20 protein-coding genes are annotated in these 22,779 nt (G+C 54.1%); 17 read left to right on the forward strand and 3 right to left on the reverse strand.

The genetic code is table 11. The features are described from left to right. Window positions 1–50 precede the first annotated feature (50 nt). Window positions 51–626, reverse strand: a complete 576-nt coding sequence (locus tag ACX4JR_RS00895) for a Uma2 family endonuclease (RefSeq protein WP_476059177.1) — start codon at window positions 624–626, stop codon at window positions 51–53. A gap of 68 nt (window positions 627–694) precedes the next feature. On the opposite strand from ACX4JR_RS00895, the gene ACX4JR_RS00900 reads away from it, so the two are divergent. From ACX4JR_RS00900 to ACX4JR_RS00980, 17 genes are all read left to right on the forward strand, one after another. Beyond that, window positions 695–1,531 (forward strand): PHP domain-containing protein, encoded by an 837-nt coding sequence (locus ACX4JR_RS00900; RefSeq protein ID WP_476059178.1) that lies wholly within the window; start codon window positions 695–697, stop codon window positions 1,529–1,531. 110 nt (window positions 1,532–1,641) lie between these two features. Further along, entirely contained in the window at window positions 1,642–2,091 is a 450-nt protein-coding gene (locus ACX4JR_RS00905) for a MarR family winged helix-turn-helix transcriptional regulator (RefSeq protein ID WP_476059179.1), read from the forward strand. A gap of 23 nt (window positions 2,092–2,114) precedes the next feature. Next, window positions 2,115–3,254 carry an efflux RND transporter periplasmic adaptor subunit gene (locus tag ACX4JR_RS00910; protein WP_476059180.1) on the forward strand — a complete coding sequence of 380 codons (1,140 nt, stop codon included), beginning with the start codon at window positions 2,115–2,117 and terminating at the stop codon, window positions 3,252–3,254. A 13-nt stretch (window positions 3,255–3,267) separates the two neighbouring features. Beyond that, complete coding sequence (locus ACX4JR_RS00915; RefSeq protein WP_476059181.1) at window positions 3,268–6,387, forward strand: efflux RND transporter permease subunit; 3,120 nt, start codon at window positions 3,268–3,270, stop codon at window positions 6,385–6,387. Between the two features lie 227 nt (window positions 6,388–6,614). Next, complete coding sequence (locus tag ACX4JR_RS00920) at window positions 6,615–7,271, forward strand: HlyD family secretion protein (RefSeq protein WP_476059182.1); 657 nt, start codon at window positions 6,615–6,617, stop codon at window positions 7,269–7,271. Between the two features lie 13 nt (window positions 7,272–7,284). Further along, window positions 7,285–8,865 (forward strand): DHA2 family efflux MFS transporter permease subunit, encoded by a 1,581-nt coding sequence (locus ACX4JR_RS00925; protein ID WP_476059183.1) that lies wholly within the window; start codon window positions 7,285–7,287, stop codon window positions 8,863–8,865. A 116-nt stretch (window positions 8,866–8,981) separates the two neighbouring features. After that, a complete protein-coding gene (locus ACX4JR_RS00930) occupies window positions 8,982–10,016 on the forward strand; it encodes a bis-aminopropyl spermidine synthase family protein (protein WP_476059184.1) in 1,035 nt (344 codons plus the stop codon). Between the two features lie 132 nt (window positions 10,017–10,148). Further along, window positions 10,149–11,441 (forward strand): GumC family protein, encoded by a 1,293-nt coding sequence (locus tag ACX4JR_RS00935; protein ID WP_476059185.1) that lies wholly within the window; start codon window positions 10,149–10,151, stop codon window positions 11,439–11,441. A gap of 174 nt (window positions 11,442–11,615) precedes the next feature. Beyond that, window positions 11,616–13,976, forward strand: a complete 2,361-nt coding sequence (locus ACX4JR_RS00940; protein ID WP_476059186.1) for an S-layer homology domain-containing protein — start codon at window positions 11,616–11,618, stop codon at window positions 13,974–13,976. 115 nt (window positions 13,977–14,091) lie between these two features. Next, window positions 14,092–14,253: a DUF1540 domain-containing protein gene (locus ACX4JR_RS00945; RefSeq protein ID WP_476059187.1), complete on the forward strand. Its 162-nt coding sequence runs from the start codon at window positions 14,092–14,094 to the stop codon at window positions 14,251–14,253. A 156-nt stretch (window positions 14,254–14,409) separates the two neighbouring features. Further along, window positions 14,410–15,240: a transporter substrate-binding domain-containing protein gene (locus ACX4JR_RS00950; RefSeq protein ID WP_476059188.1), complete on the forward strand. Its 831-nt coding sequence runs from the start codon at window positions 14,410–14,412 to the stop codon at window positions 15,238–15,240. Window positions 15,241–15,261: 21 nt separating this feature from the next. Further along, on the forward strand, window positions 15,262–15,933 hold the full coding sequence (locus ACX4JR_RS00955) for an amino acid ABC transporter permease (protein WP_476059189.1): 672 nt from the start codon (window positions 15,262–15,264) through the stop codon (window positions 15,931–15,933). 3 nt (window positions 15,934–15,936) lie between these two features. Beyond that, window positions 15,937–16,692 (forward strand): amino acid ABC transporter ATP-binding protein, encoded by a 756-nt coding sequence (locus tag ACX4JR_RS00960; RefSeq protein ID WP_476059190.1) that lies wholly within the window; start codon window positions 15,937–15,939, stop codon window positions 16,690–16,692. Window positions 16,693–17,024: 332 nt separating this feature from the next. After that, the gene (locus ACX4JR_RS00965) at window positions 17,025–17,234 is read left to right on the forward strand and encodes a 4Fe-4S dicluster domain-containing protein (RefSeq protein WP_476059191.1); all 210 of its coding nucleotides are present in this window, start codon (window positions 17,025–17,027) and stop codon (window positions 17,232–17,234) included. A gap of 61 nt (window positions 17,235–17,295) precedes the next feature. Next, entirely contained in the window at window positions 17,296–18,438 is a 1,143-nt protein-coding gene (locus tag ACX4JR_RS00970) for a 2-oxoacid:acceptor oxidoreductase subunit alpha (RefSeq protein ID WP_476059192.1), read from the forward strand. Next, window positions 18,439–19,287, forward strand: coding sequence for a 2-oxoacid:ferredoxin oxidoreductase subunit beta (locus ACX4JR_RS00975; RefSeq protein ID WP_476059193.1), 849 nt, complete (start codon window positions 18,439–18,441; stop codon window positions 19,285–19,287). A gap of 13 nt (window positions 19,288–19,300) precedes the next feature. Further along, on the forward strand, window positions 19,301–19,843 hold the full coding sequence (locus ACX4JR_RS00980; RefSeq protein ID WP_476059194.1) for a 2-oxoacid:acceptor oxidoreductase family protein: 543 nt from the start codon (window positions 19,301–19,303) through the stop codon (window positions 19,841–19,843). Between the two features lie 190 nt (window positions 19,844–20,033). Here the strand turns inward: ACX4JR_RS00980 and ACX4JR_RS00985 are convergent, their stop codons facing one another. Both ACX4JR_RS00985 and ACX4JR_RS00990 read right to left on the reverse strand, forming a co-directional pair. After that, on the reverse strand, window positions 20,034–20,663 hold the full coding sequence (locus ACX4JR_RS00985; protein ID WP_476059195.1) for a cyclodeaminase/cyclohydrolase family protein: 630 nt from the start codon (window positions 20,661–20,663) through the stop codon (window positions 20,034–20,036). 17 nt (window positions 20,664–20,680) lie between these two features. Continuing rightward, complete coding sequence (locus ACX4JR_RS00990; protein ID WP_476059196.1) at window positions 20,681–22,717, reverse strand: urocanate hydratase; 2,037 nt, start codon at window positions 22,715–22,717, stop codon at window positions 20,681–20,683. Window positions 22,718–22,779 lie beyond the last annotated feature (62 nt).

Consider the following 22,779-nt stretch of genomic DNA (forward strand, 5'->3'; position numbering starts at 1 on the left):
TCTACATTGTACCATTTTCTGTAATTAAGTACAATCTTAAAGGGGGGAACTCATTCAAAAATAACATCCAGCGGTATCTTTAAGCCTTCAAAGATGCCCGAAACAATTCCTTTGCCCGAGTATATTTCAGGTTCTCCATACTCTCCGTTCTCCAGCAACCTGTATGCCATAATCTCCTTACGGGTATAGTTAACAATCCAGTATTCTCTTACTTTGTGTTTTTCGTAGAGGTGCAGTTTCTTTACATAGTCCATAGAAGGCGACGAAGGAGATACAATTTCTATAATAAAATCGGGTGCGCCGGTACAGTGCTTTTCAGTCAATTTGGCTTTGTCGCACACCACCAGGATGTCGGGCTGGACAACCGTCTTGACGTTGTCTGCATCTTCGCCTTTTTCCGGCAGCAGCACGTCGTAAGGGGCGCAGAATATCTCGCAAGAACTGTTGGCTAGATAGCTCTTAATAGAAAAGAACAGGTTTCCCAAAACTCTCTGGTGCTGCGTTGAAGGTGACGGCACCATCGCATAGAGTGTACCCTCTATAATTTCATATCTCTTATCTGAAGGAAGTTTTGCATATTCTCTGTAGCAATACTGTTTCCGGGCTTCAGAAGCAGGGTGGGACATATTGCATCCCTCCTTTTTATCATTATACCAGAAAACACCGGCAAAAAGCCCCGAAAGGATGATCAAACTTGAAATACGCAGATCTGCACATTCATTCCACGGCTTCGGACGGGACCTTCACTCCCGCGGAAGTGGTTCGCCTGGCCCGGGAGAAGGGGTTCAGCTGCATTGCCCTGGCCGACCACGATACGGTGGACGGGGTGGAAGAGGCCCTGCGGGCCGGGGCGGAGTTGGGGGTGGAGGTGATCCCTGCGGTGGAATTTTCCACCCTTTACCGCGGGGGCGAAGTGCACATCCTGGGCTACTGCATTGATTATAATAATTCCGTCCTGCAGGAAGAATTGAAGGCTATAGCCGAAGCCCGCCTGGACAGGGCCCGGAAGATGGTGGCAAAGCTCCAGGGTTTGGGCATTGATATTTCCTGGGACGAGGTCCGGCGGGCGGCCGGGGGCGGGTCCGTGGGCAGGCCGCACATTGCCCGGGTGCTCCTGGAAAAGGGCTATATCAGAACAACCGGGGAGGCCTTCACGCCCCAATACATAGGAAACGGCGGCAGGGCTTACGTGGAGCGCTACGAAATATCGCCGGAGAAGGCCATCGGGCTGGCCCGGGAGGCCGGGGGCGTTGCCGTGCTGGCGCACCCGGGCTTTTTCAAAAAAAATTCCCGCCTGGGGCGGGAAGATATTGTTTATTTGGCGGGATGTGGGCTGCAGGGTGTTGAGGCCTGGCATACCAGGCATTCCAAGGAGGACGCTGCCTATTACGAAGGCATAGCCAGGGATATGGGCCTTTTGCTGACGGGGGGGTCGGACTGCCACGGCGGAAAACCGGAAGAAATTTTGCTGGGGAAAATCAAGCTGCCCTACACGTATGTGGAAAGGCTGCTCAAGGCGGTGCCGGAATAATACAGGCAACTCTGGCGCCGCGCCTTTTTTTATTGGCACCTTTTCGTTGACAACTTATGCTGGGTATAATAAACTTAACATAGTTAAGTATTTTGCTGGAGGGAGCTCAATTGAAAAAGGATAAAATAACCCGGTATTTTGACGGGCTGGAGGATATTGCCCAGCATATTCTCCGCCGCATACACCGGGAAATCGGGAGTCAAGACATAAAGGTGACCGGCAGCCAGCTCGAGGTAATGAAAAAAATAAACGGCCGGGGGCAGATGACGGTATCGGAAGTGGCCGAAGATCTTTGCGTGTCCTTGAGTGCCGTAACTGCCCTGGTGGACCGTCTTTGCAAGGCCGGGCTTATAGCCCGGCGGCGGGACGAAAGGGACCGCCGGGTCGTATGGCTGGAGTTGACCCCTGAGGGAAAAGATGCGCTGGAAACCTGCGAGGCCGGCCGGCGCAGGGTGCTGGAGAGGTATTTCAGTAAGCTGGATGATGAAGACCTTTCCCGGCTTATTGAGATAAACGACAAGCTGCTTGCAATCCTTAAGGACGAGGAACGGGGCAGCTGAATGACGGGGGAGTGAAGAGGGGAATGATAAAGGGAAAAATTTTGGCAGGTCTTGTAATTATTTTATTAGTCAGTTTGCTGGCTGCGGGATGCGGCCGGGGGCCGCAGGAAAGCAAGGGGGAGAGCAAGGCCGTTCCCGTAGAGGTGGTAAAGGCCAAAAAAGATACCCTTGTAGAAACTTCAGTGGTAACCGGGAAGCTGGAGGCCCTTGCCTCGTCGGACGTGGTTCCCGGGGGGCAGGGCGGCAAGGTGGAGTCCGTAAAGGTTGATGTAGGTGACAGGGTGAAAAAGGGCCAGACTCTGGTTGTTCTGGAACATGCCGCCCTGGCGGCGGCGGTAAGGCAGGCCGAGCAGGCCGTGGTCCAGGCCGAGACGGGCCTGGAGCTGGCCAGGATAGATTACGAGCAGGCCAGGGCCGATTACGAACGGGGAAAGATGCTCTTTGAACAGGGGGCCATCCCCGCAGCGGGCCCGCAGGGGTTTGAAACTGCCTATGAGATACCCTTTAAAAAGGCTAAGGAAAATTTTGAAAAGGTGCAGCCCGCCGCCCTGGAACAGGCCAGGGCCGCCCTGGAACAGGCCAGGGAGCAGTACAACAATGCCTTTATCAAGTCTCCCATTTCCGGCGTGGTTACGGCGGTGAACGTAGACCCCGGCGAGCTGGCCAGCCCCACATTGCCGGTGGTTTCAGTGGCCGACCTGAGCAAGGTGGTGGTGAAGGCCACCGTGGCCGAAGACCTGGTAAATAAACTGAAGAAAGGTGCTGAGGTGAAGGTAACCGTTTCGGCGGTATCGCCGGAGCCCTTCACCGGGAAAATAACCAGCATTGCCCCAGCGGCGGACAGGGCCGCCAAGGCCTTCCCAGTAGAAGTGCAGCTGGATAACCCGGAAGGAAAACTCAAGCCCGGTATGTTTGCCGAGATAAGTTTCGAACAAAAATACCCCGAGGGCATAGTGGTGCCCAGGGAGGCGGTTGCAGGTTCCGGCGAAGAAAGTGTCGTCTGGGTGATTAAAGACGGTGTGGCCGAGAGGCGCGAGGTTGAGCTGGGCGCGGGCAGCGGCAGATCGGTAATTATTCTTTCCGGTGTTAAAGAGGGGGAACAGGTGGTTACGGTGGGAGCAGGCGCCTTGAGGGACGGTATGAAAGTGAAAATAAAAGGTTAGGTGGAATTGACTTATGAAACTTACCGATTTTTCCATTAAGCGCCCTATGACCGTTGCGGTGCTGGTGGTGGTCGTGCTGCTGCTGGGCGCCGTTTCCCTGAGCAAGCTCACCATAGACCTGTACCCGGAAATGAACCTGCCCGTGGCCGCGGTTATGACGTCGTACCCGGGAGCCGGGCCCCAGGAAGTGGAAAACCAGGTGACCCGCCCTCTGGAGTCCGTCCTGGGAACGGTGAACGACCTGGATTCCATACAGTCCATAAGCGCCACCGGGGAGTCCATAGTAATTGTTTTCTTTAACTGGGGCACCGACATGGACTTCGCTTCCCTGCAGATGAGGGAGAAGGTTGACCTGGTCAAAGATGTGCTCCCCGATGGGGCGGGCAAGCCGCTGGTTTTCAAGATGGATCCCAACATGCTGCCTGTTATGCAGATATTGGTATCCGGTGAGAATCCCCGGGAAGTCAAGCAGGTAACTGATGATATTATAAAGCCCCGCCTGGAAAGGGTAGCCGGAGTAGCCGCCGTGCGGGTGGAAGGCGGCGTGCAGAGGGAAATAAAGGTGCTGGTGGACCAGGCCAGGCTCAACGGCTACGGCTTGAGCCTGAACCAGATAGTGCAGACCCTGCAGGGGGAGAACATGAACGTGTCCGGCGGGGACGTGGAGAGCGGCCGGAAGGATATGCTGGTGCGGGTTACCGGGGAGTTTAAGAGCATCGGGGAAATAGAAAACGTGGTATTAACCTCCCCGTCCGGCGCCGTGGTCCGCTTGAAGGACGTGGCGGACGTGGTGGACGGCGCTGCGGAGCAGACCCACCTCAGCCGGGTGAACGGCCAGCCGGCGCTGGCCGTGCTGGTTCACAAGCAGAGTGCCGCCAACACCGTGCAGGTGGCCAGGGATATCAAGAAGACCCTGGAGGAACTAAAGGCCGGTGTCCCGCCGGATTTTGAATTTAAAGTGGTAATGGATCAGTCCCAATTCATTGAGGATTCCATCAACAATGTGGTAAGGAAAATCTTTTTCGGCGGCGCGCTGGCCGTTCTGGTTATGCTGGTGTTCCTGCGCAACGTGCGCAGCACCCTTATTATTTCCACCGCCATTCCTATTTCCATTATTGCCACTTTTGCGCTGCTGTACTTCAATGACATGACGTTGAACCTGGTAACCCTGGGCGGGCTGGCCCTGGGAATCGGCCTCATCGTTGACGACGCCATTGTGGTCCTGGAAAACATCTACAGGCACCGCCAGGAGGGCTGCGGCCTGGTGGAGGCCGCCCGGCAGGCCACGGATGAAGTGGGAAACGCGGTAATTGCCGCCACACTGACCACCATTGCCGTGTTTATGCCCATTGTTTTCGTAAAGGGGCTGGCCTCCCAGCTGTTCAAACCCATGGCCTTAACCGTCACCTTCTCGGTGGCGGCATCCCTCGTGGTGGCCCTCACCCTGGTGCCCCTCCTGGCCTCCAGGTATTTGAAGCTGGAAGAGCCCGGGGAAGGTCTCCGGGGGAAGATTTACCGCGCTTCCGAGGAAAGGTTCGACAGGTTTTATCAGTGGTACCGCCGGGTGCTGCAGTGGAGCCTGGGGCACAGGAAAACCGTAATTATAAGCATATTCCTGCTGTTTTTTGCCAGCCTGGCCCTGGTACCCCTGGTAGGGGCCGAGTTCCTCCCCACCATGGATGAGGGTTATGTTAAAGTCACCCTGGATTTGCCCAACGGTACTACTTTGGAAGAGACAAACCGGATTACCGCGCAGGTGGAGGAACTGGCGGCGGAAATACCGGAAGTGGAAAATGTAATTACCAATGTAGGCTTTGTGGGTAATGAAAGCATGGGCGGCGAGACCAGCAGCGATAAGGCTCAGGTTTACTTCCAGCTGAAGGAAGAAGGGCGGCGCAGCCGCACGGCGGAGGAGGTTGCCGCCGTTTTGCGGGATAAAGTGAAGGATATTGCCGGGGCGGATGTCAAGGTTACGGCCACCGGGCCGGCAGCGGAAGGTCACGACATGGGCGCCCCCGTTAACGTTACCATTAAGGGGGACGACCTGGACGTGCTGGCTTCCCTGGCCGAGCAGGCCACCGGGCTGATCCGGGAAGTTCCCGGCGTGACGGAAGTCACCAACAGCCTGGCCGAGGGGCGGCCGGAAATTCGCGTTATTGCGGACCGCGACCGGGCCGCCGCTTACGGCCTGGGCGGGGCGCAGATTGCTTCCGCCGTGCGCACGGCCATCCGGGGCACAGTGGCTACCCAGTACCGCACCGGCGGCAACGAAATAGACGTGCGCGTGCGCCTTAAGGGCGGCGAGGAGGCCGGGCTGGACGAACTGGAAAACCTTACCGTGTACAGCCCCGTTGCCGGGCCGGTGCCTTTACGCCAGGTGGCCCGGCTGGTGGAGGCCGAGGGGCCCGCATCCATTCAGCGCATGGACCAGTCCCGGGTGGTCACCATTACCGGAAACCTGAGCGGGCGGGACTTGAACAGCGTCATGAAGGACATAAGGGCCAGGCTGGACGGCCGCCTGGACCTGCCCCCGGGGTACACCATAGAGTACGGGGGCCAGCACGAGCAAATGAGGGACGCTTTCGGCAACCTCGCCCTGGCCCTGGTGCTGGCCGTGGCCCTGGTGTACCTGGTTATGGTGGCCCAGTTTGAATCCATGCTGTATCCCTTTATTATAATGTTCTCAGTTCCCGTTACCGTAACCGGGGTGGTATTGAGTCTCCTGGTTACCGGCAGGCCCTTCAGCGTCACCGCATTTATCGGCGTCATCCTTCTGGCCGGCATCGTGGTGAAAAACGCCATTGTGCTGGTGGATTATATAAACGTGCTGCGGCGCCGGGGAGTGGAAAGGGACGAGGCCATTTTGAAGGCCGGCCCCACCAGGCTGCGCCCCATTCTCATGACCGCCCTCACCGCCATCCTGGCTATGCTGCCCATGGCCCTGGGGCTGGGCGAGGGGGCGGAGGCCCAGGCGCCCCTGGCCACCGTGGTGGTCGGCGGGCTGGCCTTCTCCACCGTAATCACCCTGGTGCTGGTGCCGGTAATTTACGCCGTAATGGACGACGTCCCCCGCTGGTGGAAAAACAGGCGGGAGAGGCGAAAGCAAGATAAACTGATAACTTCCGGCGCGTAAAGCGGGATTAAGACAGGATAAACAGGATTAACAGGAGGAAAACATGTATTTTTATATTTATGAATTAATGTATTTTAATATCAAAAAATAAAAAATTAAATTATTAAATCCTGTACATCCTGTCAATCCTGTCTAAAAATTAATATTTAAACCGGCTTCTGCCTGTTAATCCCGTCAAAAACATATTTCTTAAAACCCGAAAACACTACCTGTAGGGGAGAAACTATATGAAAAATAAAAAGCCCTTTATAGGCGTATTCGTGTTAATGCTCCTCGCCCTGGCCGGGATTAGTGCCTATTACTGGTACAACAACACTTATTACGTTACCACCGAAGATGCCAGGGTGGACGCCGACGTGATAAAGGTGAGTCCCCAGGTGGCGGGGAAAATAGTGGAGATTAGCGTGGAGAGCGGGGATATGGTGAAGAAGGGCCAGGTGCTGGCCCGCCTGGATGATGTCACCCTGCCCGCGGGGAGCAACCTGGACCTCACCCTCCTCCGCTCGCCCGTTGACGGTATGGTGGTGTACGTCCCGGCTCACGAGGGAGAGATGGGCGTGCCCGGGCAGCCGGCGGTGATGCTGGTGGATACCGGTGACATACATATTACCGCCAATATAGAGGAAACCGACCTGCCCAAGGTAAGGCCGGGACAGTACGTGGAAGTTACCGTGGACAGTATTCCCGGGGAGGTCTTCCACGGCCGAGTGGATTCCATTCAGGGGGCATCCCTTTCCACCTTTTCCCTGCTTCCTGCCAATAACGCCTCCGGTAATTTTACCAAGGTGGTACAGAGGGTGCCCGTTACCATTGAACTGGACAGCTATATGGGGCACCGCCTGGTGGTGGGCACCAATGCCGTGGTCCGCATTCATATAAGGTAGGGGTGGTGTCGTGATGCGGGAGGAACACCGGGAACAGGAATTTCACCCGGCAGCCGGCCCCGGGGCCCCCTTTCCCTGGGCGGCCCTTTTTGTTCTGGTGCTGGGGCCCTTCATGGCCATTCTGGACGGCAGTATAGTCAATGTGGCCCTGCCCCGGATGATGGCCATTTTCAACGTGGGGGCTGAGGACATCCAGTGGGTTCTCACCGCCTACCTGCTGGTTTCCGGTACGGTTGTGCCCGTTACCGGCTACCTGGGAGACCGCTTCGGCTATAAGCGGGTATACCTTATTGCCCTCGTGGCCTTCACTGCCGGTTCGGGCTTGTGTGCCCTGGCCTGGAACAACCCTTCTCTGGTGGCGGCCCGGGTGATACAGGCTGTGGGGGGCGGGGCCATGGTTCCCGTAAGCATGGCCATGCTTTTCAGAATTATTCCCCGGGATAAGATGGGTATGGGTATGGGTGTGTGGGGTATAGCTGCCATGGCGGCCCCGGCCATCGGGCCCACCCTGGGGGGCTACCTGGTGGATACTTTCACCTGGCACAGCATTTTTACCATCAACCTGCCCGTAGGGGCCGTGGCGGTTCTTTTGTCTGCGCTGGTGCTTGAGGAAACTCCGGTGCAGCCCAAACTGAAATTTGATCTCCCGGGATTTTTACTGGGCTCCGCCGGCTGCTTCTTCCTGTTGCTCGCCCTCAGCAAGGGACAGGATTGGGGCTGGAGTTCCTACCCCGTTGTCATGCTGTTAACTTCCGCGGCTTTCCTTTTGATTCTGTTTGTACTGTGGGAACTGGACTTTCCGGAGCCCATGCTGGATGTGCGGCTTTTGAAAAACCCGGTTCTGACCGTAAGCCTGGTGTGTATAAGCATATTGACGGTAGGGCTTTTCGCCGGCATCTTCCTGATTCCCATCTACGCCCAGAACCTCATGGGCCTGACCCCCATGCAGACCGGATTGATGCTGATGCCCATGGCCATTGTCAGCGGGATTATGATGCCCATAAGCGGGCGCCTCTTTGATAAAATAGGCGCTATGCCCCTGGGGGTAGCGGGGATTATTTTAATTGTCGTTACTACCTATCACATGCACATCATTTCTCTGGATACCAGCTTTCGCTGGGTGCAGGTGATTCTGGCGGTGCGGGCCGTAGGCCTGGGGATGACCATGATGCCCCTTACCACCGCCGGGCTGAACACCGTGCCGCCGGCCCTTTCGGGCCGGGCCTCGGCCTTGAATAACCTGGTGCGGCAGGTGTCCGCCTCCTTTGGCATCGCCTTTCTCACTTATGTTATGGTGAACCGGCAGGCCCTGCACGCCGCCTGGATGCGGGAAGGGGTAAGCTGGATGTCGCCGGCGGGCCCCGGCATTATGGAGAAAATAAGCGCCGTTACGGGGGATCCGGCCGCGGCCGCGGCCCTGGTGGACCTTCAAATACAGCGTTTGGCCGCTGTGAAAGCCATCGGCGACGACTTCATAGTGGCCACCGTTATGGTACTAATCGCCCTGCCCCTGGTGTTTTTCCTGAGCAAGGGCCGGGTGGACCGGCAGAGGCAGTATGAAATGGAGAGGTATGCCGCCGGGGGCGGAAAATAAAGGTTCCCACCTCGAAAAATTAAAAATTACTATTTAAATTTTGCCCTTATATGTTACACTATTATGGATGACTTTGAGTATAACGGTAACGAGTAAGATAAAGCTACGGAGGTGGGATGTTGAAAAGGATGCAGAAACAAATTTTGCGCGCGCTGATGGCAGAGCCCCGGACCTTCTGGCAGTTGATCAAGAAACAGGACGGGCACCTGGCCCGGTACGTTCAACTAATGGAAGAAATGATTCGCGAGGGCTTAATTTATTCCAGGGATGAGTATATTTATATTAGTGATAAAGGAAAAAAGGTGGCCCGGGAAAGCGGCCTGGGTCCCCTGCAGCCTGTAACCTGCCCGGCCTGTAAAGGGAAAACCGTTACCCTGGAGGGAAAGTTTGCCCGGGTACTGGATGAATTTAAGGAAATCGCCCGCCGGAGGCCCGCGGCCATATCCGAATTTGACCAGGGGTACGTGGACGTGGAAAGCACTGTGGCCCGGGTGGCAGTGATGTACGAGCGGGGTGACCTGGAGGGGCGGAATATTTTCCTAATAGGTGACGATGATTTAACCGGCATTGCCATTGCCCTTACCGGGATGGCCAGCCGCATAACCGTTTTGGAAGTGGATGAGCGCCTGGTGGAATTTATTGATAACGTGGCCGGAGAAAAGGGCTTTACGAATCTTTCCGTACATAGGTTTGACGTGCGCTACTCCCTGCCGGAGGAGTTTCAGGGACAGTATGATACTTTTCTTATCGACCCCGTGGAAACGCTGCCGGGTATCAGCCTGTTCCTGACGCGGTGCGCCCAATCCCTGCGGGGTAAGGGCTGCGCCGGCTATTTCGGCCTGACTCACCTGGAGGCCTCCCGGGAAAAGTGGCATGCCATCCAGAAGATGATTTTGGATATGAATTTTGTAATTACCGATATCATTCACGATTTCCAGGAATACGAGCTGGAAAGGGAAGGCTTTATAAATAAGGACTATCCATTGGTAAGCAGGGCCTTTGACCGGCTGCCGGTGCCGGACGTCAACTGGTATACCTCCAACTTTTACCGGCTTGAGGCTGTGGATAAGCCGCGCATTCCCAAAAATGAAAAAATTCCTGCCGGCCGGGAATTTTATTTCGACGACGAGGCTTACGCCACATTACCGTAAGACGTGGGGTCAGGCTTAACTTTGTGAATTACAGCCTGGCCCCTTTTTTTATTCTCATGTTTTTATCGGAAGGAGATGGAATTCTTTTGTCGAAAAAATTATGATAGTGACTGCAGGGGGAGTGATGAGTTTTTGGAAGAAGAAATCAGTCTTCGCGAACTCATAGAGGTACTTTTACGCGGCAAGTGGATTGTTGCCGGTATTTGCGCGGCCGCTGTCTTGGCAGCAGGTCTCGCCAGTTTCTTTGTGCTGCCGGAGAAGTATGAATCTTCGGCCACTATTATGGTAAACAGCTTGCCCAAAAAAATTGAAGAAGTTGAAAATGGCAGTTTGGGTCAATTATTAAGTTCTCTGACCGAGTACCCCCAGATGACCCTGGAAACTTACCGGGATCAAGTAAAAAACCCCGTACTGTTGCAGGAAGTTATTGATGAGCTGGACCTGGACCCTGAAATATATACTGTCCACGGTTTAATGGCCGGTAAGGTAAAGGCCGAAGTGGTGGAAAATACCAACTTGATCCGGATTAAGGTAACCGACCGGGACCCGGCCAGGGCCGCTGCCATAGCCAATTCCCTGGCCAATAATTTTGTGGAGTTTATTAATAATAAAAGCAGGCAGCGATTGGAAAATTCGGTGCAGTTTTTGGAAGAGCAGATTAGCGAGCAGGAAAAAGAACTGGCAGCGGCGGTTGATGAATATAAGGAGTTTCTGGCGAAGCCCAAAGGTGTGGAAGAACTGGAAAAGGAATTTAATGCCAAGCTGTCCCTTTTAACCCGGTTTAAGGAACAGCTGGTTGAAAATGAAGTGCAAATCCAAAAAACCAATACGGCTTTGAGTCAGGTCAGGGCAGCCATTGCCGAAACCCCTGAAAAGCTGGTTACCCGAAAGTCCCTGTCGGAAGACCCGTATTTGCTCCAGGTTGCCGATTCCATAAGCGACAAGTCAATTGCCCGGTTGTCCAGTATAAAAATGGACAGCGAAGAGATAAATCCCGTCTACATAGACCTGGTGAAAAGGAAAGTTCAGTTGCAGGAAGAACTGGCAAACCTTAAAGGAGAACAGGAACAGTTGGAAAAAAAAGTATCTGCCATCCGCTCGGAACTGGAGCAATTGCAGTCAGAATTGGCAGAGAAAAAAGTATTTAAGGAACGCCTCAGCAATAAAGTGGATATGCTGCGGGCCAATTATGAAATGCTTGCCCGGAAATATCAGGAAACCAAAATGAGTGCATCGGCAGAAATCGGGGAAGCCAGTATTATGCTTCTCAGCAAGGCTATGGAATCCAAAGAGCCTGTGGCTCCCCGGAAAATGCTTAATATGGCCGTGGCCGGGGTCTTGGGTTTGATGGTTGGCATTTTCCTGGTATTTTTCCTGGAGTTCTGGCGCAAGTCGGCGCCGGAAAATACGGACATACCTGCATAAGGGGACAGTCCCTCTTAAAGGGGGCTGTCCCCTTTTTACCTTTTTATTATGCCTGTGGCAGGATTTGCTAACCAGTTGTCGAAAAACTAATTGCAGAGGAGAAATTTCCAAGGAGAGTGGCTTTTTACCATGACAAAACGCGGCCTGTTACGGTGTTTTTATTTAACCTTCCTATTGGTTCTGCTGTTCATTCCGGTTGCGGGTCCCGCCTTCGGGAGTACGGGCTTTCCGGATGTTTCTGACAGCCACTGGGCGGCCAGGCATATTGCCAGGATGAGCGAGCTGGGAATAGTGGGCGGTTATTCCGACGGGACTTTCCGGCCGAACCGCACCGTGAGCCAGGTGGAGGCCCTGGTGATGGCCGTCCGGTGCCTGGGCGGCAGCGGGAATTACCAGGGGGTTGATGTTCCCTTTACCGTTCCCGGGTGGGCCCGGCAGGATGTGGCCCGGGCCATGACTTTGGGATTACTTAAAAGCGATGAGGCTTTTTATGCTGAATCCGGCGCCACCCGGGCCTGGGTGACCAGGCTGCTGGTGCGGCTGGTGGGCAAGGATGACGAGGCCCGCAGTGTCCGGCTGCTGCCCAATTTTTCGGACGCTTACAAAATTCCCGACTGGGCCATCGGGTACGTGCGGGTTGCCCAGGATTACAACCTTGTGGGCGGGTATTCCGACAGTTCCTTCCGCCCCGATAAAACGGTGACCAGGGCCGAGCTGGCGGTATTTCTCGGGCGGGCCATGGATTGCCTTGGGGAGGTAAAGGACCTGGAAAAGCTGCCCGGCAAGCAGGTTTCCGAGTTGGTGACGGGGACCATTCGGGGTGTATATTCGGAAGCGGGGGCCCTGGCGGTGGAGGTGGCGGGCGGTGAATACCGCACCCTTTACCTGCCGGAGGATGCCAGTATATCCGTCACCGGCTCTGACCAGCAGGGCCTGGCGGCCCTGCAGCCGGGGGACGAAGTGGAGATCGCCCTGGATGCCGGGGGCTATATATCCAGTATTATAGTGAAATTCCGCCCCGGAAATGCAGTTAACGAGGGCATTGTTTACCACCTGGATCCCGGGGCGTCCCTGATAGCCATCCGTGGCGATAACGGTAATATTCATTCTTACCGCCTGGCGGAGCAGGTGTCCGTGCTGGTAGAGGGATACCGTTTCCCCACCCTGAAAGATGTCCGCGAAGGGGACAGGGTGCGCCTGGAGGTGGAAAGCGGCGCCGTCAGGCAGATAGAAGTGCTGGAACTGTCCGCGCAAAAAACTTTAACCGGTACGGTGAAAATGATATCTCCGGAGGACCGGCTGGTGGTACTGGATGTGGACGGGGAACTTAAAGTCTTTCAGGTGGCCGCTGGTGCCGGTATTGAAATTTCCGGCCTGGCAAGTGCAGTTTTGGGCGATGTGATTGTGGGTGACGAGGTAGAGGCCCGCATTGAAAACGGGAAAGCGGTTCAGCTGAAAGTTAGGGAACGCCAGGTGAAAGACGAGCTAGCCGGCACCGTGGTGGGGGTGGATACCACCAACCGCGTGCTTACCTTCAGGGACAGAAACGATAATTTGCATGCCCATGAAATTAAGGATAATGCCCGAATACTTATTAACGGTGAAGAGGGCGCCCTGGGCGACATTGAAAAGGATATGGAAGTTGAAGTAAGGTTAGTTGACGGGAAAATATTCTTTTTGGAAGTGGATAATTCCGTAAAAGGCACTGTGGTCAGCCTGGATGAGGAAGGACTGCTGCTGGTTATCCGGGACAATAGCGGCGACCGCAGGACCTACGACATAGATGAAAATGTGGATGTGGACAGCGAGGACGGCCGCGATGAGCTGGATGAAGTAAATAGGGGCGACTGCGTGGAAATAACCGTTGATGATGACGTGGTCACCGAGATAAAGCTGCGCACCCAAAAGATTCTCCGGGTTGACAGGGTGCGGGAGTCCTGGGACAGGATTGACGCCGAGGATGAAGATGGAGACCGCGTGAGGCTGTACATCCGCGGCGGGGTGGACCTGGTGGTGCCGGGCATTGATTATCCCGGTGTGGAGGATGTGCAGGAAGACGACCTGGTCAGGGCCACTTTTACAGGCCACGACCTGGAAAAGGTGGAAGTGCTGCAGCCGGAGCGGGGCAGGGTGATTTCAATAAATACCTACGCCGGGACTGTTACCCTGGAGTATTATAACGGTGAAACGGCCACCCTTGATTTTGACGATAACTGTGAAATTGTCATAAACGGGGAGAGTTATGACAGCCTCACCGCGCTTTCCAGGGGCGACCGGGTGGAAGTAATTGAAAATGTAAAGGGCGGCCGTACTTTCAAGGTAATGGATGAGGTTACCGGTACCCTGGCCTTCCCGGTGGATGGTGACGAGGTATACCTGGAGGACAGTTACCGGGGCTGGGAAGATTATGATTTGCATAAAAAAGTATATGTTCATGATTCCAGTGGAGTCCTTTCGCCGCGCAGCCTGAACAAGGGCGACCGGGTTAAGCTTTACATGTTAAATGACCTGGTTTACGAAATCGAGGTACTGTAATGCTTGCTAAGCCAGGCAAATTCCATTTTTAATAAAAAATGTAATTAAAATGTGTATAAAAAGAACCTCCTTAAGCCAAAATAACGGCAGTTAAAACTTAAGGAGGTGTGGTTTTATGCCGAGAATCAAGTGCTCCGTTGATGACTGCATTTACCAGGAGGGGACTGAGTGTAAGGCTTCCAGCATCCACGTAAAGCCTACCAACCATGACCTGATGACCAGCGTTTCCGATGATACAGCCTGTGAAACTTTTAAGCCACGCACCTCAATGAAATAGTTTTAAAAACCCCCGCGGGAACCGCGGGGGTTTTTAAAATCCGGTTTTTATGTAATTTTGTTTTAAATTTATTTTTACCCTTGACTTTAGTTCTTTAGTTAGTTAAACTACTGCCAGGAAAAAGTTAAATTTTTCGTCGAAAGGGGATAAAAAGGTATGAAGAAAGTCAAGTTTTTAGGTCTGGCGGTCCTGGTACTGGCACTGGCGCTGGCAGCGGCCGGCTGTGGCGGCGAAAAGGCGGCGGACAGGCCTGGCGAGCAGGCCGGCGCTGAAAAGACCACCTGGGAAGAAATCCAGGAAAGGGGCTACATGGTGGCCGGTTTGGATGACACTTTTGCCCCCATGGGCTACCGTGACCCGAAAACCAACGAGTTGATAGGTTTCGACATTGACATGGGTGCCGAGCTGGGCAAGCGCCTGGGGGTTGAAATTAAGTGGCAGCCCACCGACTGGGACGGGGTAATAGGTGCTTTAAAATCCAAAAAGTTTGACGTTATTATTTCCGGCATGAGCGTTACCGACGAGCGCAAAAAAGTAATCAATTTCTCCAAAAATTATCTTAAAGCCGGTATCGGCATGGTGGTGAGGAAGGATAACAACGATATTAATTCCGTGGAAGACCTGGACGGCAAGGTTATTGCCACCCAAACCGGCAGTTCCGGTGAGACTGCCTGCAGTGATTTGGGACTGAAAGGGGTCAAGTTGTATGACCAGTACCCCGAGGCGTTCCAGGACCTGGCCATCGGCCGGGTGGACGTGGTGGTGGTTGATGTAACCACAGCCGCCCACTATGTAAGTAAAAAGCCTGATACCTATAAAGTGGTTGGCGAGCGCCTGGTTGATGAGCCGTATGCCATTGGTATCCGCAAGGAAGATAAAGACCTGAAGGAGGCTATTGACGCCGCGTTAACGGAAATGATGGAAGACGGTACTCTTTCCCGAATTTCCATGAAATGGTTCGGTGATGATTTGATTCCAAAAGAGTAATTTGTTAACGGAGTGTGGGCAATGGATTTTAGTTTTATTGATATAAAATTTCTGCTTCAGATTCTACCCGTACTCCTCAAAGGGGCGGTATTGACCCTTGAGCTGACGGTACTGGCAGTCTCTTTCGGTACTGTAATCGGGCTTTTTGTAGCCCTGGCCAAGATCTCGCGTATTAAGATACTGGCAACTATCGGGGGGATTTATACCTGGGCCATCCGGGGAATCCCCCTTCTTGTGCAGCTTTATATACTTTATTACGGCCTCCCGCAGGTGGGTATTGAATTAGATTCCTTTACCGCCGCGGTGGTGGGTTTAAGCATCTGCGGCGGCGCTTATATAGCGGAGATAATAAGGGCGGGAATTCAATCCATTGACAGGGGGCAAATGGAGGCCGCCCTTTCCCTGGGCATGTCTTACGCCCAGGCTTTCCGGCGGGTAATTTTGCCCCAGGCTTACCGCAGGCTCCTGCCGCCCATGGGAAATGAATTTATCACCCTGATGAAGGATTCCTCCCTGGTGTCAATCATCAGTATGACGGAGCTGCTGCGCCAGGGGAAATTGTTAAGCAACGCAACGTTCCGCTCCATGGAAATATATGTAACGGTGGCGGTTATATATTTGTTGTTGACCACGGTCTTTATCTATCTGATTGGCCGCCTGGAAAAACGCCTTGCCATATCCGAGGGTGATTAAGCCGTGATTGTTGTACGAAATGTCAGCAAAAGTTTCGGGAATTTACAGGTGCTGAAGGGAGTCAGCCTCACCGTTAAAAAGGGTGAGGTTGTAGTCATAATCGGTCCCAGCGGTTCCGGTAAGAGTACTTTGTTGCGCTGCTTGAATTACCTGGAGACCATTGATGACGGGTACATTACGGTGGACGGCCAGCTGGTGGGCAAAAGAAAATTGCCCGACGGGCGCCTGGTGGACGACCGCAGGAAAAATATTTACCGGCTGCGCAGCCAGATAGGCATGGTATTCCAGCAGTTTAATTTATTCCCCCACCTGACGGCCCTGGAAAACGTGATGGAGGGGCCCGTTACAGTATACAAAACCCCGCCGGAAGAGGCCAGGAAGAATGCTTTGGAGATGCTGGACAAGGTGGGCCTGGCTGATAAAGCCCATGCTTACCCGGTACAGCTTTCCGGCGGCCAGAAGCAGCGGGTGGCCATTGCCAGGGCCCTGGTCATGCGGCCCAAGGTCATGCTTTTTGACGAGCCCACCAGCGCCCTGGACCCGGAGCTGGTGGGGGGAGTGCTGGCGGTAATTAAGGATTTGGCTAATGAAGGTATGACCATGATTGTGGTTACCCACGAAATGGGTTTCGCCCGGGAAGTGGCGGACAGGGTGATATTTATGGATGGCGGGCGAATACTGGAAGAAGCCACCCCGCAAAAAATTTTCACCAGTCCCGGACACCCGCGCACCAGGGAGTTTCTCAGTAAAATACTTTAGAAAAAGTTTGTTATGCAAACTTATGTATAAATATGCAGCAACCTGTCGTCATGCCGGTTTGCTGCGTTTAAGTTATCTCATTGTGATACCGGTATCAAAATGAGAGCCCCTGCGGTATTACTGGCCGCGGGGTTTTTTTGTATCGAATTGAGATGAATGGTTGTGGGCAGCAGTTTAGCCTGTATTTAATGGATTGTCCGGGTAAAATGGCTAAAAGCCGGAAAAAAATAGACACGCGGGATATGTATAGTTAAAAGTTTTTTCCCAAAGTAATGGCACGGTAATTGCTAGCTTTTAAAGGTAAATGCCGCCAGTGATTGGAGTGATTGTGCATGGCCAGAGTTATTTCACATTCTGCTGGTGAAAAAATACGTATTAAAAGACAGTGGTGTAAAGGATGCGGCATTTGTACCGCCCTTTGTCAGAGAAAGGTACTGGTATTGGATAACCGGGGCAAGGTAGTGGTGGCCAATCCCGCGGCCTGCACCGGTTGCGGCAGATGTGAAGCCCACTGCCCTGACTTTGCCATTAGTATAGAGTAGGCCGGTGCTCCCTGGTAAGCGAATTGCGGAGCGCCGGTCCCTTAAAAAGGGGGTTCAAAAGATGGCTCAGATCCTGGAGATGGCCCGGTTGATGCAGGGAAACGAGGCAGTGGCCGAAGGAGCGCTGGCTGCCGGGGTGCGGTTTTTTGCCGGCTACCCCATAACCCCCTCTACGGAAATTGCCGAAATCATGGCGGAGCGCCTGCCGCGGGTGGGCGGTAAATTCATTCAAATGGAAGACGAAATTGCCAGCCTGGGCGCGGTTATAGGAGCTTCCCTGGCAGGTGTAAAGTCCTTAACTGCCACCAGCGGGCCCGGCTTTTCCCTGATGCAGGAAAATATAGGTTTTGCCGCCATGGCGGAGGTGCCCTGCGTAATTGTAAACGTACAGCGCAGCGGGCCCAGCACCGGAATGCCCACGGCTCCCGCTCAGGGCGACGTCATGCAGGCCCGCTGGGGCACCCACGGCGACCACCCGGTGATTGTGCTCAGCCCGTCATCGGTTCGGGAGGCATATGAACTGGCCGTCCGGTCCGTGAATCTGGCTGAAAAATACAGGGTGCCGGTTATTTTGTTGCTGGATGAAGTAATCGGGCACCTCAGGGAAAGGGTTATATTGCCTGCCCGGAGTGAAGTGAAAATCGTAAACCGGCGGCGCCCCAAGGTGGCTCCCGGCGATTATATTCCCTACCGCCCGGATGAAGACGGCGTTCCTCCCATGGCAAATTTCGGTGAGGGGTACCGCTATCACGTTACCGGACTGGCCCACGATGAAAACGGGATTCCCACCAACGACCCGGCGGTGGCCGAACGGCTGGTGCGGCGGCTGTACGATAAGATAAAAAATAACCTGGGCGATATTCTCATGGATGATTCCAGGTACCTGGAAGATGCGGAAGTAGTGGTGCTGGCCTACGGTTCGGCGGCCCGCTCCGCGCGGCACGCGGTCAAGGAAGCCCGGCGGCAGGGCATTAAGGCCGGGCTGTATCGCCCGCTGACCCTGTGGCCCTTTCCCGAACAAAAGGTGCAGGAGCTGGCCGGAAAGGTCCGGGCCATTATCGTGCCGGAAATGAACCTGGGCCAGTACCGTTTGGAAGTGGAGCGGGTGGTCCGGGGCCGGGCACCCGTACGGGGTGTGAACCGGGTGAACGGCGAGCTGGTTGCCCCGGAGGAGATACTGGATGCCATCCGGGGGGTGGTATAAATGATGCAGGAACTGGAACGGTATTTGCGGCAGGAAAGGCTTCCCCATATATGGTGTCCCGGGTGCGGCAACGGGATTGTAGTGGGGTGCCTTTTGCGGGCCGTAAAAAAATTGGGGCTGGACCAGGACCGCACGGTAATTATCGGGGGCATTGGCTGTTCGTCCAGGGCGGTGGGCTACCTGGATTTTGACACCCTGCATACCACCCACGGGCGGGCCCTGGCCTTTGCCACGGGAGTGAAGCTGGCCCGGCCCGAACTTAATGTTATTGTAATTACCGGGGACGGCGATGCCACCGCCATCGGGGGTAATCATTTAATACATGCCGCCCGGCGGAACATAGATTTAACGGTGTTACTGTTCAATAATAACATTTACGGCATGACGGGAGGACAGTACTCTCCCCTCACGCCCGCAGGAAAGAAGGCCACCACGGCCCCGCACGGCACACTGGAGCGTGCTTTCGACGTGGCGGAACTGGCCCGCTCCGCCGGTGCCACCTATGTGGGCAGGAGCACCACCTACCACGATAAACTGCTCACCGACCTGATTGTTGCCGGCATTGAAAATAAAGGATTCAGCCTGATTGAGGCCGTGGCCGCCTGTCCCACCGGGTACGGGCGGCGCAACAGCATGAGGAACGGGGCGGAAATGCTTATGTGGCAGAAGGAAAATGCTGTTCACGTCAAAAAGGCCCGGCAGATGTCCCCCGGGGAATTGAAAGGAAAGATAATCATCGGCGAGCTGCACAGGAGCGAGGCCCGGGAATATACTGCCGCTTATCAAGAATTGATGGATAAGATCGGGAAGGAAACAGGCGGTTCGATTACGCCGCTGCGGGGTAAGTAACGGGGGTGATTTTATGGGCGAGTACAGGCTGCGGTTAAGCGGTACGGGGGGGCAGGGACTCATCCTGGCCGGCATAATAATAGCCGATGCCGCCGTGCGGGACGGCAAAAATTGCATCCAGTCCCAGTCCTACGGGCCGGAAGCCCGGGGCGGCGCCAGCCGGGCCGAGGTAATCATAGGGGATGAAGAAATTGACTACCCCCGGGTATCCCGCCCGGATGTGCTGCTGGTAATGAGCCAGGAGGCCTGCAACAAGTTTGCTGCCGACCTGCAAAAGGGCGGCGTGATGATTGCCGACTCCACCTACGTACATGATTTGCCCGCCGTAAACGGCACGGTATACAACCTGCCCATCAGCCTGGCGGCCCGGGAGAAGGTGGGCCGGGAGATGGTGGCTAACGTGGTGGCGCTGGGCGCCATGGTGCGGATAACCGGCATTGTTTCCCGCAAGGCCCTGACAGAAGCCCTGCTCTCCCGTATTCCCAAGGGAACCGAGGAATTGAACCGGAAGGCCCTGGACCTGGGCTGGCAGCTGGCAGAAAAAATATTGCACTGAAAAAAATATTGCACTGAATTTGTATTATCTAATTAAAGAGACCGGGAATTTTTCCCGGTCTCTTTAATGTTAACTCGGCTTCCGCGGGTGAAAGCAAATTTGCCCCTTGCGGCATGGCCTGCAGTGCAGCTTATCTCCCTTAAAGCAGAGGAAATAAGTGGCTTTTGGGGAGAGAATTAACTCCCAATATTTAACCGGAAATTTTTTTCCGGATGTTTTCTAGCAGGTTTTTTTCCAGTTCATTCACTTGGCTTATTATCTCTCCCAATTCATTTTTCAATTCCAGTTTTTTATTTTCGTCTTTAAGGGAACCGAGGTTGATTTCCACGTTCAGTGCTGCGCCCCTGGCCCCTGCCGCCGCCATCAGCACAGACACCCCCACATCACTGGCGGTGTTGGGGTTGCCGTGTTCGATTACTTTTTTGCCCAGCTGCATTGCCTGCAGGCAGCTGCGGGCGACTTTCAAGGGCAGGGTGGCGGCTTCCGTAAGGGCGTTTTGAATAGCCCTGGTTCTTTCTTTTTTCTCAATGTCAGTTTCTTTGGGCATTTTGAAAGCGGCCATTACCTTGTTGAAAGCTTCGTTGTCTTTATCCACCAGCTGCAGGAGTTTTTTCCTGAGTTCTCTGGCCTCTTGCAAAATGTCCTTCATTTCGGCTTCGTATTCTTTAAACTTTTCTTTTCCTATGGTTAAGTTACTTACCATTGCTACCAGCGCGGCGGATAAGGAGCCTGCCAGCGCCGCCACGCTTCCCCCTCCGGGCGCCGGGGACGAGGAGGCCAGTTCTTCAGTAAACCCGCTTACGGTTTTTTCTACAAGCATACCACCACTCCGTGTTTTTATTTTTTCAGCTTGCAAAAAGCTTCTTCAACTAAATTTTTCACCAGATCTTCCTTGGGTATGAAGGGAAGGGTAATGTGAGCCGCACCTTTATTCATTTTGTTGTATTCGACGCAGGTAGCGATGGAATTTTCGTTCCTGGCCCAGGCGCGCCTGGCTACCCCGCCCATCACGTCCCACGGCAGAGCAGATTTTATGATGTTGTCCACTCTCTGGCTGCCGTCCAGCACCAGTCCGAACCCGCCGTTTATGGCTTTGCCGATTCCCACGCCGCCGCCGTTGTGCAGTGCTACCAGGCTCATACCCCTGGCGGCGTTTCCGGCGAAACACTGGGTGGCCATGTCGGCCATTATGTTGCTGCCGTCTTTGATGTTGGCGGTTTCCCGGAAGGGGGAGTCGGTGCCGCCGGTGTCGTGGTGGTCCCTGCCGATCATTACGGGCCCTATTTCGCCCTGTCTTATCATTTCGTTAAATTTCAGGGCTATTTTGGTTCTTCCCTCGGCGTCCTGGTAGAGGATCCTGGCCTTTGTCCCCACAACCAGGTTGTTCTTTTCGGCGTCCCTTATCCAGATGTAATTGTCCCTGTCCTGGTATCTCCTGTTGGGGTCGATGCATTCCAAGGCGGCTTTGTCCGTTTTTACAAGATCTTCATGTTTTCCGCTCAAGCACACCCACCGGAAAGGGCCGTACCCGTAGTCGAACAGTTCAGGGCCCATGATGTCTTCCACGTAGGACGGGAAAATAAAGCCGTCCGCTTCGTCCCTGCCGTTCTTGGCAATTTCCTTGACCCCGGCGTCAAAGACCGCTTTCATAAAGGAATTGCCGTAATCGAAGAAGTAGCTGCCTCTGTCCACCAGAGTTTTTATCAGTTCGTAATGGCGCCGCAAGCTCTTGTTTACCAGTTCCCGGAATTTTCCCTTGTCTTCTGCCAGGAGCCTGGTCCTTTCTTCGAAGGTAAGCCCCTGCGGGCAGTATCCGCCGTCGTAGGCGGCGTGGCAAGAAGTCTGGTCCGAGAGCAGATCCACTTTAATATTATTGTTGACAATATACTCCAGTAAATCCACAATGTTGCCGTGGTACGCGATGGATATGGGTTCTCTTCTTTTTAGATACTCTTTGGCTATGCTGAAAACTTCCTCTATATTGGCCGAGACCTTGCTGACCCAACCCTGGTCGTACCTGGTTTTTATTCTGGAGTAGTCCACTTCGGCAATGATACCTACGCCGCCGGTAATTTCAATGGCTTTGGACTGCGCCCCGCTCATACCCCCCAGCCCGGAGGAGACAAAAAGGCAACCTTTCAGGTCCTGGTCAGGCCCCAGGCCCAATTTTTGCCGTCCGGCGAGCAAAAGGGTATTATATGTGCCGTGTACTATGCCCTGGGGCCCGATGTACATCCACCCGCCGGCGGTCATCTGGCCGTAATTGGATACGCCCAGCTGCATGGCCTTGTGCCAGTCTGTGTAAGTATCAAACATACCGATCATCAGGCCGTTGGTGATTATTACTCTGGGAGCCTCCGGCCTGGACTTGAAGAGGCCCAGGGGGTGTCCCGATTCGACCACGAGGGTCTGATCTTCTGTCATGGTTTCAAGATATTTTTTAATCAGCCGGTACTGCATCCAGTTCTGGCATACCTGGCCCGTTTCGCCGTAAGTTACCAGTTCATAAGGATAGAGGGCTACTTCAAAATCCAGGTTGTTGTCGATCATCACCTGAAATGCCTTTCCTTCAATGCACCTGCCTTTGTATTCATCGATTGGTTTTCCGTAGATTCTACCTTCCGGGCGAAAACGATACCCGTAGATTCTGCCCCTGGTAAGCAGTTCGTCCAAAAATTCCGGTGCCAGTTTTTCGTGCAGTTCTTCCGGTATATAGCGGAGGGCGTTTTTTAAAGCCGTTTCCGTCTCTTGCTGGGTGAGGGTGAATCCCCTGTTGGGCGCCCTCCTGATGCTCTCGACAAACTTGGGGTAGGGGGGCAGTTCGTTGTCGAGCTTAATTGTCATGGCTTGGGAAATGTCGATGTTGTTCAACACCGCAAAAACACCTCTTTCATATAAATTTTTTTTTCGACAATTTTGCGCGTCCGGGTAAATCA

The sequence above is a fragment of the Desulfofundulus sp. JL263-se genome, from assembly GCF_056316025.1.